14 protein-coding genes are annotated in these 13,534 nt (G+C 70.3%); 7 read left to right on the plus strand and 7 right to left on the minus strand.

Annotation, left to right across the window (positions count from 1 at the left end; genetic code table 11):
• The 3 genes from IBL26_RS17395 to IBL26_RS17405 all read right to left on the minus strand — a co-directional run.
• A partial coding sequence (locus tag IBL26_RS17395) for a BatA domain-containing protein (protein WP_187785781.1) occupies window positions 1–342 on the minus strand: 342 nt, incomplete at its 3' end.
• Window positions 343–352: 10 nt separating this feature from the next.
• Window positions 353–1,240 carry a DUF58 domain-containing protein gene (locus IBL26_RS17400; RefSeq protein WP_241749505.1) on the minus strand — a complete coding sequence of 296 codons (888 nt, stop codon included), beginning with the start codon at window positions 1,238–1,240 and terminating at the stop codon, window positions 353–355.
• Complete coding sequence (locus IBL26_RS17405; RefSeq protein WP_187785782.1) at window positions 1,233–2,237, minus strand: AAA family ATPase; 1,005 nt, start codon at window positions 2,235–2,237, stop codon at window positions 1,233–1,235. The genes IBL26_RS17400 and IBL26_RS17405 overlap by 8 nt, the downstream gene beginning before the upstream one ends.
• Window positions 2,238–2,328: 91 nt before the next feature.
• Between IBL26_RS17405 and IBL26_RS17410 the strand changes: the two genes are divergently transcribed.
• Together IBL26_RS17410 and IBL26_RS17415 are read left to right on the plus strand one after the other, a co-directional pair.
• Window positions 2,329–3,066: a DUF1285 domain-containing protein gene (locus IBL26_RS17410; protein WP_241749507.1), complete on the plus strand. Its 738-nt coding sequence runs from the start codon at window positions 2,329–2,331 to the stop codon at window positions 3,064–3,066.
• Window positions 3,063–3,659 (plus strand): CoA pyrophosphatase, encoded by a 597-nt coding sequence (locus IBL26_RS17415; protein ID WP_187785783.1) that lies wholly within the window; start codon window positions 3,063–3,065, stop codon window positions 3,657–3,659. The genes IBL26_RS17410 and IBL26_RS17415 overlap by 4 nt, the downstream gene beginning before the upstream one ends.
• A 307-nt stretch (window positions 3,660–3,966) precedes the next feature.
• Here the strand turns inward: IBL26_RS17415 and IBL26_RS17420 are convergent, their stop codons facing one another.
• Window positions 3,967–4,206 (minus strand): CsbD family protein, encoded by a 240-nt coding sequence (locus IBL26_RS17420; RefSeq protein WP_187785784.1) that lies wholly within the window; start codon window positions 4,204–4,206, stop codon window positions 3,967–3,969.
• A 200-nt stretch (window positions 4,207–4,406) separates the two neighbouring features.
• Here IBL26_RS17420 and IBL26_RS17425 point away from each other — a divergent pair, with 200 nt between their 5' ends.
• From IBL26_RS17425 to IBL26_RS17440, 4 genes are all read left to right on the plus strand, one after another.
• On the plus strand, window positions 4,407–5,621 hold the full coding sequence (locus IBL26_RS17425; RefSeq protein ID WP_187785785.1) for a CCA tRNA nucleotidyltransferase: 1,215 nt from the start codon (window positions 4,407–4,409) through the stop codon (window positions 5,619–5,621).
• Between the two features lie 105 nt (window positions 5,622–5,726).
• Window positions 5,727–6,860: an ABC transporter substrate-binding protein gene (locus tag IBL26_RS17430; protein WP_206684254.1), complete on the plus strand. Its 1,134-nt coding sequence runs from the start codon at window positions 5,727–5,729 to the stop codon at window positions 6,858–6,860.
• Window positions 6,857–7,924, plus strand: a complete 1,068-nt coding sequence (locus IBL26_RS17435; RefSeq protein ID WP_187785786.1) for a FecCD family ABC transporter permease — start codon at window positions 6,857–6,859, stop codon at window positions 7,922–7,924. The genes IBL26_RS17430 and IBL26_RS17435 overlap by 4 nt, the downstream gene beginning before the upstream one ends.
• Window positions 7,918–8,733 (plus strand): ABC transporter ATP-binding protein, encoded by an 816-nt coding sequence (locus IBL26_RS17440; protein WP_206684255.1) that lies wholly within the window; start codon window positions 7,918–7,920, stop codon window positions 8,731–8,733. The genes IBL26_RS17435 and IBL26_RS17440 overlap by 7 nt, the downstream gene beginning before the upstream one ends.
• A 411-nt stretch (window positions 8,734–9,144) precedes the next feature.
• Here the strand turns inward: IBL26_RS17440 and IBL26_RS17445 are convergent, their stop codons facing one another.
• Window positions 9,145–9,858 (minus strand): FkbM family methyltransferase, encoded by a 714-nt coding sequence (locus tag IBL26_RS17445; protein WP_187785787.1) that lies wholly within the window; start codon window positions 9,856–9,858, stop codon window positions 9,145–9,147.
• A 346-nt stretch (window positions 9,859–10,204) separates the two neighbouring features.
• On the opposite strand from IBL26_RS17445, the gene IBL26_RS17450 reads away from it, so the two are divergent.
• Window positions 10,205–11,077 (plus strand): SDR family oxidoreductase, encoded by an 873-nt coding sequence (locus tag IBL26_RS17450; protein WP_187785788.1) that lies wholly within the window; start codon window positions 10,205–10,207, stop codon window positions 11,075–11,077.
• Window positions 11,078–11,107: 30 nt separating this feature from the next.
• On the opposite strand, the gene IBL26_RS17455 is transcribed toward IBL26_RS17450, so the two are convergent.
• Window positions 11,108–11,857 (minus strand): glycerophosphodiester phosphodiesterase family protein, encoded by a 750-nt coding sequence (locus tag IBL26_RS17455; RefSeq protein ID WP_187785789.1) that lies wholly within the window; start codon window positions 11,855–11,857, stop codon window positions 11,108–11,110.
• Window positions 11,857–13,485: an ABC transporter substrate-binding protein gene (locus tag IBL26_RS17460; protein ID WP_187785790.1), complete on the minus strand. Its 1,629-nt coding sequence runs from the start codon at window positions 13,483–13,485 to the stop codon at window positions 11,857–11,859. The genes IBL26_RS17455 and IBL26_RS17460 overlap by 1 nt, the downstream gene beginning before the upstream one ends.
• Window positions 13,486–13,534 lie beyond the last annotated feature (49 nt).

The following is a 13,534-nucleotide window of genomic DNA, read 5'->3' on the forward strand; positions in this document are numbered from 1 at the left end:
GGCGGCGCGGGCGGGCCAGTCGGCGGCGGCGGCCCAGCCATCGTCTACCACCAGCAGCAACGGCCCGTCGCCGGCGGTGGCGGCGCCCGGGCCCCAGACAGGGCGGGCCAGCCCCAGCACGATCAGCGCGGCCGCCGCCAGCCGCAGCAGCAGCAGCCACCAAGGCGTGCGGCTGGGCGTCTGCTCCGGCATCGGCAGGTCCCGCAACAGCCTCACGGCGGGGAAGGCCTGCCGGCGCGGTGCCGGCGGCGTCACGCGCAGCAGCCACCAGATGGCCGGCAACAGAGGCAGCGCCAGCAGCAACCAGGGAAGCACGAAGCCGATCGGGCCGAGTTGCAGCATCAGGGGCGGCCTATCCGGGCGAGAGGGTCTGCCACAACGCCAGCAACGCGGCCTCGGGCGGGGTGTCGGTACGGTGGGTGGCGAAACGCCAGCCGGCGGCACCGGCGATGGCGGCCAGCCCGGCACGGTGGGCGGCCAGCCGCTCGGCGTAGAGTGCCCGCACGCTTTCCACGCGGGGCAGCAGCAGCGGCGCGTCGCCGGTCAGTGCCTCGAAGCGGACGCGGCCGGTATAGGGCAGCGTCTCCTCCGCTGGGTCCAGGATCTGCAGCAGGTGGCCGGTGACGCCGCGCCCGGCCAGGGCGGCGACAGCGGCGCGCGTCTCCTCCAGCGGAGCCAGGAAATCGCTGAACAGCACGGCGCGGGCGTGGCGGGGCAGGGCATCATCGGCCGGTGGCGCGGTGTGGCGGCTGAGCGCATCGGCGAGCGAGGGCAGCACGCCGCGCCCGGTCCAGGCCCGGCGCTGGCCCAGCAGGCGCACCCGTTCCCCACCCCGCATCAGCAGCGCGGCGAGCGCCAGCAGCAGCAATTCAGCGCGTTCGGCCTTCCGGGGCAGGGCGGGCGTGCCGGACCATTGCATGGTCTGCCCGGCATCGCGCCACAGGGCGATGCTTTGCGCCGCCTCCCACTCGGTCTCCCGCACGAACAGGCGGTCGGACTTGGCGCTTTGGCGCCAGTCCAGCCGGCTGATGGAATCGCCGGCCAGGTAGGGGCGGAACTGCCAGAAGGCATCGCCCTGTCCGGCGCGGCGCCGGCCATGCACCCCCTGCATGACGGTGGAGGCGACCCGCTCGGCCGCCACAACCAGCGGCGGCAGCCGGGCACCCAGCGCCTCAGCCCGTAGCGCGGCGTTCGGCGCCGCGGGGCGGGAGGCGGGGGGCGAGGCGGGCGCCTCAGCCAAGGCTGGCCTTCAGCGCGCCGATGACATCGGCCAACTGCACCCCGTCCGCCCGGGCCGAGAAATTCAGCGCCATGCGGTGGCGCAGCACCGGCTCGGCCAGGGCCAGCACGTCCTCGATGCTCGGGGCCAGGCGGCCATCCAGCACGGCACGGGCGCGGGTGGCCAGCATCAGCGCCTGGGCGGCGCGCGGGCCGGGGCCCCAGGCCAGGTGCTTCCGCACCGCCTCCAGCGAACCGGTTTCCGGCCGGGCACCGCGTACCAGCTTCAGGATGGCGTCCAGCACCTGCTCGCCCACCGGGATGCGGCGGATCAGCGCCTGGGCGGCCAGCAACTCTGCCGCCGTCAGCGCCGGGCGTGCCTTGGCCTCCTGCGCGCCGGTGGTGGCCAGCAGCATGGCGCGCTCGGCGGCTTCGTCCGGGTAAGTGACCTCCACTTCCAGCAGGAAGCGGTCCAACTGCGCTTCCGGCAGCGGATAGGTCCCTTCCTGCTCGATCGGGTTCTGCGTCGCCAGCACATGGAAGGGCGCCGGCAGCGGGTAGGTGGTGCCGCCCACCGCCACCTTGCGCTCCTGCATGGCCTGCAGCAGCGCCGACTGCGTGCGGGGCGAGGCGCGGTTGATCTCGTCCGCCATCAGCAGCTGGCAGAAGATCGGGCCATGGATGAAGCGGAAGGCGCGCTTGCCGTCGCCGGCTTCCTCCAGCACCTCGCTGCCCAGGATATCAGCGGGCATCAGGTCGGGGGTGAACTGTACGCGGCCTTCATGCAGGCCCAGCACGGTGCCCAGCGTCTCCACCAGCCGCGTCTTGCCCAGGCCCGGCACGCCGACCAGCAGAACATGGCCGCCGGAGAGCAGGGTGATCAGCACCTGCTCCACCACAAGCGGCTGGCCGAAGATTACTTCGCCGACCGCGGCCTTGACGCGGGACAGGCGGCTTCCCAATGCCTCGACGTCCGCGACGAGGGATGTGGGGTCAATGGGGGCTGCCACTTCAACCATGCCAGTCGGGCTCCTTATATAGGCTGGATATGGGAGGCCGGGTGCTCTCCGCCAGCCGGCCCTTTATCCAGGAGCGAGACTTGGAAAGCTTATGACCCAGCGTATGACCAGCGGGCGTGCGGACAAAGCATTGAATGCGCCGCAACAGGAGGATGTGAGCGGCGCGTGCTGCCGCCCACAGCCGGATGCCAGCAGCGGCGGCCCTTGCGGCCTGCCCCTGGCGGGGCTGCGCCCGGGCCGCCCCGGTGCCACCAGCCCGGCCCGCCTACGCCACGAATGCGGCCCGCTGGAGATGCGGATCGCCCGGGACGGCAGCTGGCACTACAAGGGCAGCCCGATCGGCCGGAAGGAGCTGGTCTGCCTGTTCGCCTCCGTGCTGAAGCGGGAGGAGGATGGCAGCTACTGGCTGGAAACCCCGGTGGAGCGCGGGCAGATTGAGGTTGAGGACGCGCCCTTCATCGCCGTCGAGGTGTTCTGGCGCAGATGTGAGGGCCGCCAGTGCCTGACCTTCCGCACCAACCTCGATGAAATGATCACCGCGGACCACGACCACCCCATCCGTGTCGCCATCGACCCGCGCACGCGGGAGCCGCGGCCCTATGTGCAGGTCCGCCCCGGGCTGGAAGCCCGCATCAACCGCGCCGTGTTCTACGAGCTGGTCGCCCTGGCCGAGCCAGAGAAGGTGGAAGGCCGCGACCTGCTGGGCGTGTGGAGCGAGGGCGTATTCTTCCCCATCGACGACGCGCCGGCCGAGGCGCCGCCGCGCAAGGCCAGAAGCCGCGCCGCCAATGGCGCCACTGCCGCCGCCCGCACCGCCGGCGCCAAGTGAGCACCACGTTGCTGTCGGCCACCGAAGTGGCCGAACGCCTCTCCGACCCCGCCCGCCTGGCCCGCGCGGATGCGACGATGACAGAGGGGTGGGAGGACACCGGCCACCCGCCCATTGCCTCCGCCGTGCTGGTACCGGTGGTGATGCATCCGTCGCCCACCATTCTGCTGACGTTGCGGACCGCGAAGCTCTCCGCCCATGCCGGCCAGGTCGCCTTTCCCGGCGGCCGCATGGAGCCGGGCGAAAGCGCCGAGCAGGCCGCCCTACGGGAGAGTTGGGAAGAAGTCGGCCTCGGCCCCACTTTGCCTAAAGTGCTTGGCCGGTTGCCGGACCACCTGACCGGCACCGGCTACCGAATCACCCCGGTACTGGCGCTGGTGGAACCGCCGCTGCAATTGATCCCCGAACCAGGGGAGGTGGAGCTGATCTTCGAATACGACCTCTCCCGCCTGCTGGACCCCGCGCTGCCGCAGAAGCAACGGGCGAAATTCCGTGGCGCGGAACGGAGCTTCTGGGTGTGGCCGCATGAGCGGCACTACGTCTGGGGCGCCACGGCGGCCATTCTGCGCAATCTGGCGCTGGTGTTGCGCTGAAAATTGGACGGACGGGAGAAGGCCGGGGAAGGCATTCCCCGGACCCCTTCTTCTATTTTTGCGAATTGGCGTGAGGGCCGAAAACGGCTGGCGGGTGACATTTGGCTCATGTGTCGCTGCCGACGCCGATATGTCCTGCGCGACGCTTCCCCCTGAAGGGGCCACCCGGCGCACCAAACCACTTGCAGACATAAAAGAAGGGGCCGGGGATTCCCTCGCCGGCCTTCACCCGTCAAAACAAAAAATGCGGCCCCGAAGGGCCGCATTTCCTAAAAGGCGGGGGTGAGCCCCGTTCGTCGTGCGCGGATCAGAGGATCCGCAGGCGGCCCAGCACATAGCCAATGGCGGCGCCGATCAGCACGGAGGTCAGCGGTTGCTCGCGCACCGCATCGCCCAGCTGGCCGAGCGCGTTGGTCGCCTGGCCCTGCACCTGGTTGTAGGCGCCACGCGCCTGGGCGTTGCGGTCGCCAGTGACGCTGCCCACGGCTTCCTGCACACGGCCGAAGGCGTCGCGGGCGGCACCGGTCACGCGGTTCTCGTCAACCATCTGGCTATTCCTTCTGACTGTTCATGTCGGGCTTGATCGCCCGGTTGCGTGGTCTCAACGCGGCGTCTTCCAATTGGATGCGCGCAGATAGCGCTTGAATGGAATGCGCGTGGCGCACCTTGAAATCAGGCGCGACAAGCGTTCCGGAAGGCGCCGCACCGATTGCGCGGGGCGCGCATGCGTGCTGCCCTGCCGCCGCCATGCATGACGATCCTCCGCACGACCGGCTCCCGCCCCCCGAATGGCTCTCCCACGGCGCGCCCGCCGCCGTGCTCGCCGCGCTGCCGGGCGCGCGCGTGGTCGGCGGCGCGGTGCGGGATGCGCTGGCACGGCGGCCGGTGCATGATGTTGATGTCGCCGTGGCGCTGCCGCCGGAGGAAGCCGCGCGCCTGCTGCGCGAACGCGGGATCAAGGTGTTCGAAACCGGGCTGGCACACGGCACCGTCACCGCCGTGCTGGACCACCAGCCGGTGGAGGTGACGAGCCTGCGCCGGGATCTGGTGACCGATGGCCGCCATGCCGAGGTAGCCTGGAGCACCGACTGGCGGGAGGACGCCGCCCGGCGCGACTTCACCATCAACGCGCTGTCGATGGATGCCTCCGGCGCGCTGTGGGACTACTTCGGCGGTCGGCGGGACCTGGCGGCCGGCCGCGTGCGCTTCGTGGGTGACCCGGCGACGCGGCTGGCGGAAGATTACCTGCGCGTGCTGCGCTTCTTCCGCTTCCAGGCCCGCTACGGCACCGGCGCACCGGATGCGGCGGCGATACAGGCCATCCGGGACGCGGTGCCCGGCCTTGCCCGCCTCTCGGTGGAGCGGGTGTGGATGGAGCTCAAGCGGCTGCTGCAGGCGCCGGAGCCGTTGGAAGCGCTGGCGCTGATGCGTCAGACCGGCGTGCTGCCCGCCATCCTGCCGGAAGCCGACAGCACCGACGCCCTGGCGCGGCTGCTGGCCGCCAGGGCACCGGCTGAGCCCCTGTTGCGCCTGGCCGCCCTGCTGCGCCCCGGCACCGAGGCCGCTGCGCTGGCCCGCCGCCTGCGATTCTCCACCGCCGAGGCCGCCCGGCTGCGCGGTCTGCTGGACGCCTCCCTCCGCCCGGCGCCGGAGCTGGACGGCGCCTCCCTGCGCCGCTGGCTGGCCGAGGCGCCGGCGGACCTGCCCGCCGACCTGGCCTGGATGGCGGAGGCGGCGGATGGGCAGGACCGGGCCGCGCTGCGGCACCGCATCGACACCACGCCCCGTCCGGTCTTCCCGCTGCAGGGGCGGGATGCGCTGGCCGCCGGCCTGGCGCCCGGCCCCGCCATGGGGCAGGCCCTGGCCGCGGTGCGGGCCTGGTGGCTGGCCGGTGGCTGCGAGGCCGATGCCGCCGCGTGCCGCGCCGCGCTGCTCGCCCTGCAAAGTAACGGGCCAGCCTGACCAGACGATAGTGATTGCGAGGCATTCTCAGCGGGTATAGACGGCCCTGCAACGGATCGTCGCTGGACCGTGCCAGCCGCCGCCGTGCCCCCGAACGAGGTTGCCATGTCCATGACCCGCCGCGGTCTTCTTGCCCTCTCCGGGGCAGCGCTGCTGCCTGCCGTCCCGTCGCGCGCCGCGCCGGCCCCGGTGCAGGTCACCGACATCACCGGCCGTACCGTCACGGTCAAGGCACCGGTCGAGCGGATGATCATGGGGGAGGGGCGGCAGAGCTACCTCGTCGCCGCGCTGGACCGGCAGAACCCCTTCGGCCGCGTCGTCGGCTGGCGGGACGATTTCCGCAAGGCGGACCTCGATGGCTACACGATCTATGAGAAGCAGTTCCCGCAGATCGCCCGGATCCCCAGCTTCGGCGGCTGGAAGGATGGCGCCTTCGATATCGAGCAGGTGATCTCGCTCCGCCCCGACGTGGTGGTGATGAACCTGGAATCGAAGGTCGCCATCGACGATGGCGGGCTGATCGGCAAGCTGGAGCGGGTGGGCATCCCCATCGTCTTCATCGACTTCCGGGAGAAGCCGTTCGAGAACGCCGAGCGCAGCATCGCCATCATGGCCCAGGTGCTGGGGCGGGAGGAGCAGGGCCGCACCCTGGCCGATTACCGCCGCACGCAGATCGAGCGCGTCACCAGCCGCCTGCAGGGCTTCACCGGCCCACGCCCCAAGGTGATGATTGAGCGCGCGGCGGGCTACGACGAGAGCTGCTGCATGTCCTTCGGCGACGAGAATTTCGGCCGGATGGTCACGCTGGCGGGCGGCATCAACATCGCCGCCACGCTGATCCCCGGTACGTTCGGGGTGGTGAACCCGGAACAGGTGGTGGCGGCGCAGCCCGACGTGGTGGTGGCCACCGGCAGCAACTGGAAGCTCTACGCGCCGGATGGCGCCTGGGTCGGCGTCGGCCCCGGCGCGGACCAGGCGGTGGCGCGGCAACGGCTGCGCAAGCTGATGGAGCGCCCCGCCTACCGCACCCTGCCGGTGGCGCGCAGCAACCGCGTGCACGCCATCTGGCACCAATTCTACGACAGCCCCTACCAGTTCGTCGCCATCCAGGTCCTGGCCAAGTGGCTGCACCCGGAGCTGTTCGCCGACCTGGACCCAGACGCCACCTTCCGCGAGTTCCACGAGCGCTTCCTGCCCGTGGCCTATGCACCGGGCTACTGGGTCTCCCTCTCCGCATGAGCACGGCATTGCAGGCGGACAGCATCGCCGAGGGTCGCGGCGCCTATCGCCGGCTGGCGCGGCGCAAGCTGGTGCTGCTCGGCGTGCTGGCGGCGCTGCTGCTGGCCAGCCTCGTCGCCGACCTGACGCTGGGGCCCGCGCGCTATTCCTATACCGAGGTGGTGCGGGCGCTGCTGGGGCTGGACGTCCCGCTCTCCGTCAGCGTCGTCGTCTGGGAAATCCGCCTGCCGGTGGCGTTGATGGCGGTGGTGGTGGGGGCGGCACTGGCCGTCTCCGGCGCGCAGATGCAGACGGTGTTGAACAACCCGCTGGCCAGCCCCTTTACTCTTGGCATCTCCGCCGCTGCCGGCTTCGGCGCGGCGCTGGGCTTCGTGCTGGGGGTCAGCCTGCTGCCGGCCGGCTGGTCGGCCTGGACCATCCCGGCCAACGCGTTCCTCTCCGCCATGGGTTGCTCGCTGCTGATCCACTTCCTCAGCAAGCGCCGCGGCATGACGACCGAGACCATCGTGCTGCTCGGCATCGCACTGGTCTTCACCTTCAATGCGGCGCTGTCCGCCCTCGAATTCATTGCGTCCGAGCAGGCGCTGGCGGCGGTGGTGTTCTGGACCATGGGCAGCCTGGGCCGTACCACCTGGGTGAAGCTCGGCATCGCCACCCTTGTGCTGGTGGCCATCTGGCCGCTCTTCGCCCGCCAGGCCTGGGCGCTGACGGCGCTGCGCCTGGGCGAGCACAAGGCAGCCAGCTTCGGCATCCAGGTCGGCCGGCTGCGGCTGCAGACCATCCTGCTGGTCAGCGCCCTGGCCTCGATCTGCGTCTCCTTCGTCGGTACCATCGGCTTCATCGGTCTGGTGGGGCCGCACATCGCCCGCATGCTGGTGGGCGAGGACCAGCGTTTCTTCCTGCCGGCCTCCGCGCTGGCCGGGGCGCTGGTGCTCTCCGCCGCCTCCGTCCTCAGCAAGTCCATCATCCCCGGGTTGATCCTGCCGATCGGCGTCGTCACCGCGCTGGTGGGCGTGCCGTTCTTCTTCAGCCTGATCCTCAGCACACGGAGCCGCCCATGGTGATGATGCCCCCGGTGGCACCGCCCATGGTGACCATGATGGTCGAGGGGTTGGAGGTCGCCTATGGCCGCCGCCCCATCCTGCGTGGCGTGACGCTGCCGGCGCTGCGTGGCGGGCAGATCACCGCGCTGCTCGGCCCCAACGCCGCCGGCAAGTCCACCCTGTTCCGCCGTATCGTCGGCCAGCTCTCCGGCCCCGGCACCGTGGCGGTGGATGGCCGCGCGCTGCGTGACCTCTCGCCGCAGGATGCCGCCCAGCCCTGCTACCTGCCGCAGGATACCTCGGCCAACGCCGTGCTGACGGTGTTCGAGGCCGTGCTGCTGGCCGGCAAGCAAGGCGGCAGCTGGTCGGTGACCGATGCGGAAGCCGATGCCGTGACCCGCACGCTGATGATGCTGGAGATCGAGGACCTCGCCGGCCGCGGCCTGGGCGAGCTCAGCGGCGGCCAGCGGCAGATGGTCGGGCTGGCCCAGGCACTGGTGCGCAACCCGCGCATCCTGCTGCTGGACGAGCCGACCAGCGCGCTGGATCTGCAACGCCAGGTGGAAGTGCTGCACCTGCTGCGCGACCTGGCGGAACGCGACGGGCTGTGCGTCGTCGTGGCCATCCATGACCTCAATCAGGCCCTGCGCTTTGCGGATCAAGTGGTCGTACTCAGCCACGGCAGCATCGTCGCCAGCGGCGCTCCCACGGATGTGCTGACGCCGGCCCTGCTGCAAGAGGTCTATGGCGTGGAAGCCCGGCTTGAGACCTGCTCCCGCGGCGTGCCGTTCCTGACCGTCGACGGCTCGGTCCGGCGCCGCCGGGGCTGAAGGCCGAAGGGGAAGGAATTCCCCATCAAACCTATAGGTTTGATCCTTCTATTCTTTTTTCGAGGTTTTGGTGGTGATTGTTGAAGGGGTGGGGCTGAGAGACGGCTGGGTGCGCCGGAGGTCCGGGACCTCCGGCGACTGACGGTTCAGCGAGGGTGCCCCATTATTTAAATCTTCAAGAAGCGTCCGCTCTCAATCGTAAGTCGCGCCCGCAAACTCGCAGAAAAAAGATGGGGTCTGGGGAATTCTTTCCCCAGCCTTCCTGCTGCACCCATCACCAACCCCGATCAGTATTCCTGCAAAGAAGCAAAACCGCGCGCTCAGGAATGCGCCTTACTCAGCATCCCGCGCCCTCGGCCAGCAAACCGTCATGCTGGTTCAGGCAGGCAGCAACAGCGGGAACCGAGACCCTCAGCCGCCGGGCAGCAGCGCGCGCGCTTCCGCATCCCGTTCCCGCGGCCAGGCGAAGAAGTTGAAGACGTAGGGATCGGAGGCTGCGTAGTTCGAGGGGTCCGGGCTGGCCCGTTGCATGGTCGGGCGGTGCAGGGCGGTGGCGGGGTGCCAGCGCCCGTCCAAGGCGAAGCAAGTGGTGTAGTCCAGCGCGTCCAGGAAGGCGGGCACGGCCCAGGTGGAGCCTTCCCGGTGCCGTTCCTCCAGCTCCAGCGTCAGCACGGGGCGGCAGCGCAGCAGGGTGTCACGGGCGCCGCGCAGCACTTCGTACTCGGCGCCTTCGGCGTCGATCTTCATCGCGGTCAGGTCCTGCAGGCCGAAGCTGTCCAGCGTGACGACGGGCACCTGTACCTGTTCGGCGCCGACATGCTGCCCATAGCCGTCATAGGTTTTGACCAGCGAGGCCCATTGTTCCTGCCGCACGCCCTGCACCACGGGGACGGACAGCGTGAGCTGGCCGGGCGCATCGCCCAGCGCCTGCGGGATCGGCTCGATGGCGCCAAGGCCGGCGCAGGCGGCGGAGAGCCGGGCGAAGGCGGCCGGCAGCGGCTCGAAGGCCAGAACCTGCGCGCCGGGCAGGCGGCTGAGCGGCAGGGTGATCAGCCCGTCATGCGCGCCGACATCGACCAGCCGGCCGGGCCGGTGCAGCGCCGTCAGGAAGCGAAGTTCATCCATGGCGCCTGTCCCGATTCTGTCGGTTGCATCATGGCGGCGGGCGGTCCGGCGGCACAAGCCGTGCCCGGCGCGGGGGCCGCGGCGCGTGTGGTCGGCCGGCCTTTTTGCGCCGTGTAGGCACCGTCGCCATAGCGTTCCAATGCGCCGGCGACGGCACGGAACGACACGGCTGTGGCTGCTGCCAAGGCTGCGGCAGGGCCTGCCAAGGCACCGCCGCGCGATGCCACGCCAAGATGACGCTTAGGTTCTTTCCAGCGCTTCACATTGATTTTCCACAATGACCGATGTGACGCACGGCCCCCTTGCTGCGTTCCCCTCCCGTCTGGAACTTTGGGAGATACGCGCGATGCCGCAGGACCCTCGCACCACCTTCCCGCAACCGCCGCAGCCCGAGCAGCAGCAGCCTCCCCCCGGCCACACCAGCGCCATGGAGCCGAAGCCCGATCATGGCGAGACCTCCTACAAGGGCAGCGGCCGGCTGGCCGGCAAGGTCGCGTTGATCACCGGCGCCGATTCCGGCATCGGCCGTGCCGTTGCCATCGCCTATGCGCGGGAAGGGGCGGATGTCCTGATCTCCTATCTCGATGAGCATGACGATGCGGAAGAAACCGCCCGCTGGGTACGGGAATCCGGCCAGCGCGCTGTGCTGGCGCCGGGCGACATCATCGACCCCGCCCATTGCCGCTCCTTGGTCGAGCGGACGGTGGCCGAGCTCGGCGGCCTGCATGTGCTGGTGAACAACGCCGCCATGCAGCGCACCCATGAAGCGATCGACGAAATCAGCGACGAGGAATGGGACCTCACCTTCCGCACCAACATCTATGCGCAGTTCTACCTGTGCAAAGCCGCGCTGAAGCACATGCAGCCGGGCGCGACGATCGTGAACACCACCTCGATCAACGCCAAGAACCCGTCGCCGACGCTGCTGGCCTATGCCACCACCAAGGGCGCCATTGCCAACTTCACCGCGGGCCTGGCGCAGCTGGTGGCGGAGAAGGGTGTGCGAGTGAACTGCGTCGCCCCCGGCCCGATCTGGACTCCGCTGATCCCCTCCACCATGCCGGCGGAGGAGGTGAAGAGCTTCGGGCAGAACACGCCGATCGGCCGCGCCGGCCAGCCGGCCGAGCTGGCGCCGGCCTATGTGCTGCTGGCATCGGACGAATCCAGCTATATCACCGGTGCGCTGATCCCCGTCACCGGCGGCCGGCCGATGCTGTGACGCTGGCGGGGGCGCTGGCCGCCCCCGCCGTCAGCGCGGCGTGCGCGTCTCCTGGCGGAGCCGCAGCGCCCCCACCGGGTCGTCCGTGGTGAACACGTCGATGCCGAGGCCGAGGAGGCGGCGCACCGTCTCCTCGCCATTGCCGGCATAGGCGCCGATGGACAGCCCGGTGACGCGGCAGGCGGCCACGGTCGCCTCGTCGCAATCCATGCTGTGGGGCGCGATGGCACCGACGCCGGCTGCCTGGGCCGCCGCCAACACGCCGCGCATGCCCGCTTCCCGCCAGCACTGGCGAGAGACCAGCCAGATCGCCCGGCCGCCGAAGCGCGTATCCGCCGCGGCTTCGGCCGCCAATTCCAGCCGGAAGCTGCTGACAGTGGTGCGGCCCAGCAGCCCGGCCTCCGCCAGCACGGCGGCCGATTTCGCCAGCAGACCGGCATAGGGCACGCCCTCCGCCCCCACCTTCAACTCCATCCGCAGGCCGATGGGGGTGGGGGCGAAGATCGCCACCACCGCCGCCAGGGTCGGGACGGCCTCGCCATTCGTGCCCTTCAGCCGGATGCGGGACAGCGCCTCCAGCGGTCGCGCTGCCACCGGGCCCTGTGCTTCGGTGGTGCGGTCCAGCGTCGGGTCATGGATCACCACCACCTCGCCATCGGCGGAGAGGTGGATGTCGAACTCCACCTGTTCCACCGGCAGCCGGGCGGTCTGGCGGAAGGCGGTCGGGCTGTTCTCCGGCCACAGAATGGCGCCGCCGCGGTGGGATGCGATCCAGGTCATCACGCCTTCCAGTTCTGCGCGCGGAAATCCATGCCGAAGGACTGGCCGGCGCGCCAAGGCAGCTCCTTCAGCTTGGCGGTGAAGTTCACCGTCTGGTGCAGCACCGTATAGGCCGGGTCTTCCCGCTCCGCGATCTCCAGCATCCGGCGGAAGGTGCGCTGGCGCACCGCCAGGTCGACCGAGCCGTTCAGCGCCTCGCACAGCTGGCCGAATTCCTCGTTCTGCCAGGCGCCCACCTGCCATTGCTGGCCCTGCGGCCCGTGCGAGGTCGGCATGGAGGCCACCGGGTCGTTGAAGGCGGCGCTGTTGGACCAGTCCCAGATGCCGCGCATGCCATCCTTGGCCAACACCTGCGGGAAGTTCTCCCGCGTCTCGATCTTCACGTTCAGCCCGGCCTGCCGCCAGCCTTCCACCATGATCTGCGCCGTCGCCACCTGCCCGGTGTAGTAGTTGTTGAGCAGGCGGTAGGGGATCGGCTCGCCCTGGTAGTTGGCCTCCTTCAGCAGCCGCCGCGCCTCGGCCAGGTCGAAGCGGGGGGCTTCCCAGTCCCGCTGGTACATCTCGCCGTAGAATTCGAACTGCTCGCCGCGCGGGATGCTGGTGCGGCCGCCCCACAGCGCCTCGACGATGCCCTGGCGGTCGATGCTGTGCGTCATGGCGCGCCGCACCCGGGCATCGCGCAGCACCGGGTTGGTCTTGTCGAACACCGAGAGCCGCATGTTCATGATCAGCCCGCCCACCACGTGCTGGCGCGGCTTCGCTTCCACCTCCGCGATCAGGTCCGGCGGCACGTCGCAGGCAAACTGCGCCTCGCCCGAGGCCAGCATGTTGAGGCGGGAGGCGATCTCCGGCACCTCCACGAAGCGGATCTGCTTCAGCGGCGGCCGGCCGCCCCAATAGGCGTCATGCGCCACCAGGGTCAGGGACTGGTCGGGACGGAATTCCTCGATGGCATAGGGCCCGGTGCCGACCGGCTTGCGCGCCCAGTCCAGCCAGGACGGCGCCGCATCGAACGCGGCCTGGGAGGCGATCATGCCGGCATTCTGTGCGAAGCGGCCCTCGATGGCCGGGGTCGGGCGGTCGAAGCCGAAGCGGATGGTACCAGCGTCGATGATCTCGACCTTCACCAACCCCGGATAGGCCCGGCGGGCGATGGCGGCCACCTCCGCCGGCGCCGCCTTGCCCTGGCGGCTGGTCGGCACGCTGCCGAACAGGTTGGCACCGGCAGCGGCCTCCCGCCCCATCCGCGCGGTGCCGAAGGAGAACACCACGTCCTCCGCCGTCATCACCCGCCCATCATGGAAGCGCACGCCGGAGCGCAGGGAGACCTCCAGCGTCCGCTCATCCACCCGGCGCCAGGCGGTGGCCAGGCCGGGGCGCAGGGAAAGGTCGCCCAGCCAGTCCTGCATCATCAGCGTCTCGGCATAGGAGGCCATGAGCCGGGTACCGACATTGGAGGCCTCGCGCAGTGGCTCCAGCGTATTGGAGTTGGCCAGCTTCTGCACCGCGACGGTAATGCTGGGGCGCGGGTCGGCCCCCGGGCTGCCCTGGGCGATGGCGAAGCGGGGCAGGGCGGCACTCAGTGCGGCGCCGGCGGAAGCCAGCAGGAAAGGGCGGCGGTGCAGCATGGGGTCGTCTCCCGGCCGGCGGGCCCGGGCGCGGAAACCGGCGTCGCGC

Origin of the sequence: Teichococcus aerophilus (assembly GCF_014490485.1) — a bacterium.
Classification (GTDB): Bacteria; Pseudomonadota; Alphaproteobacteria; order Acetobacterales; family Acetobacteraceae; genus Pseudoroseomonas; species Pseudoroseomonas aerophila.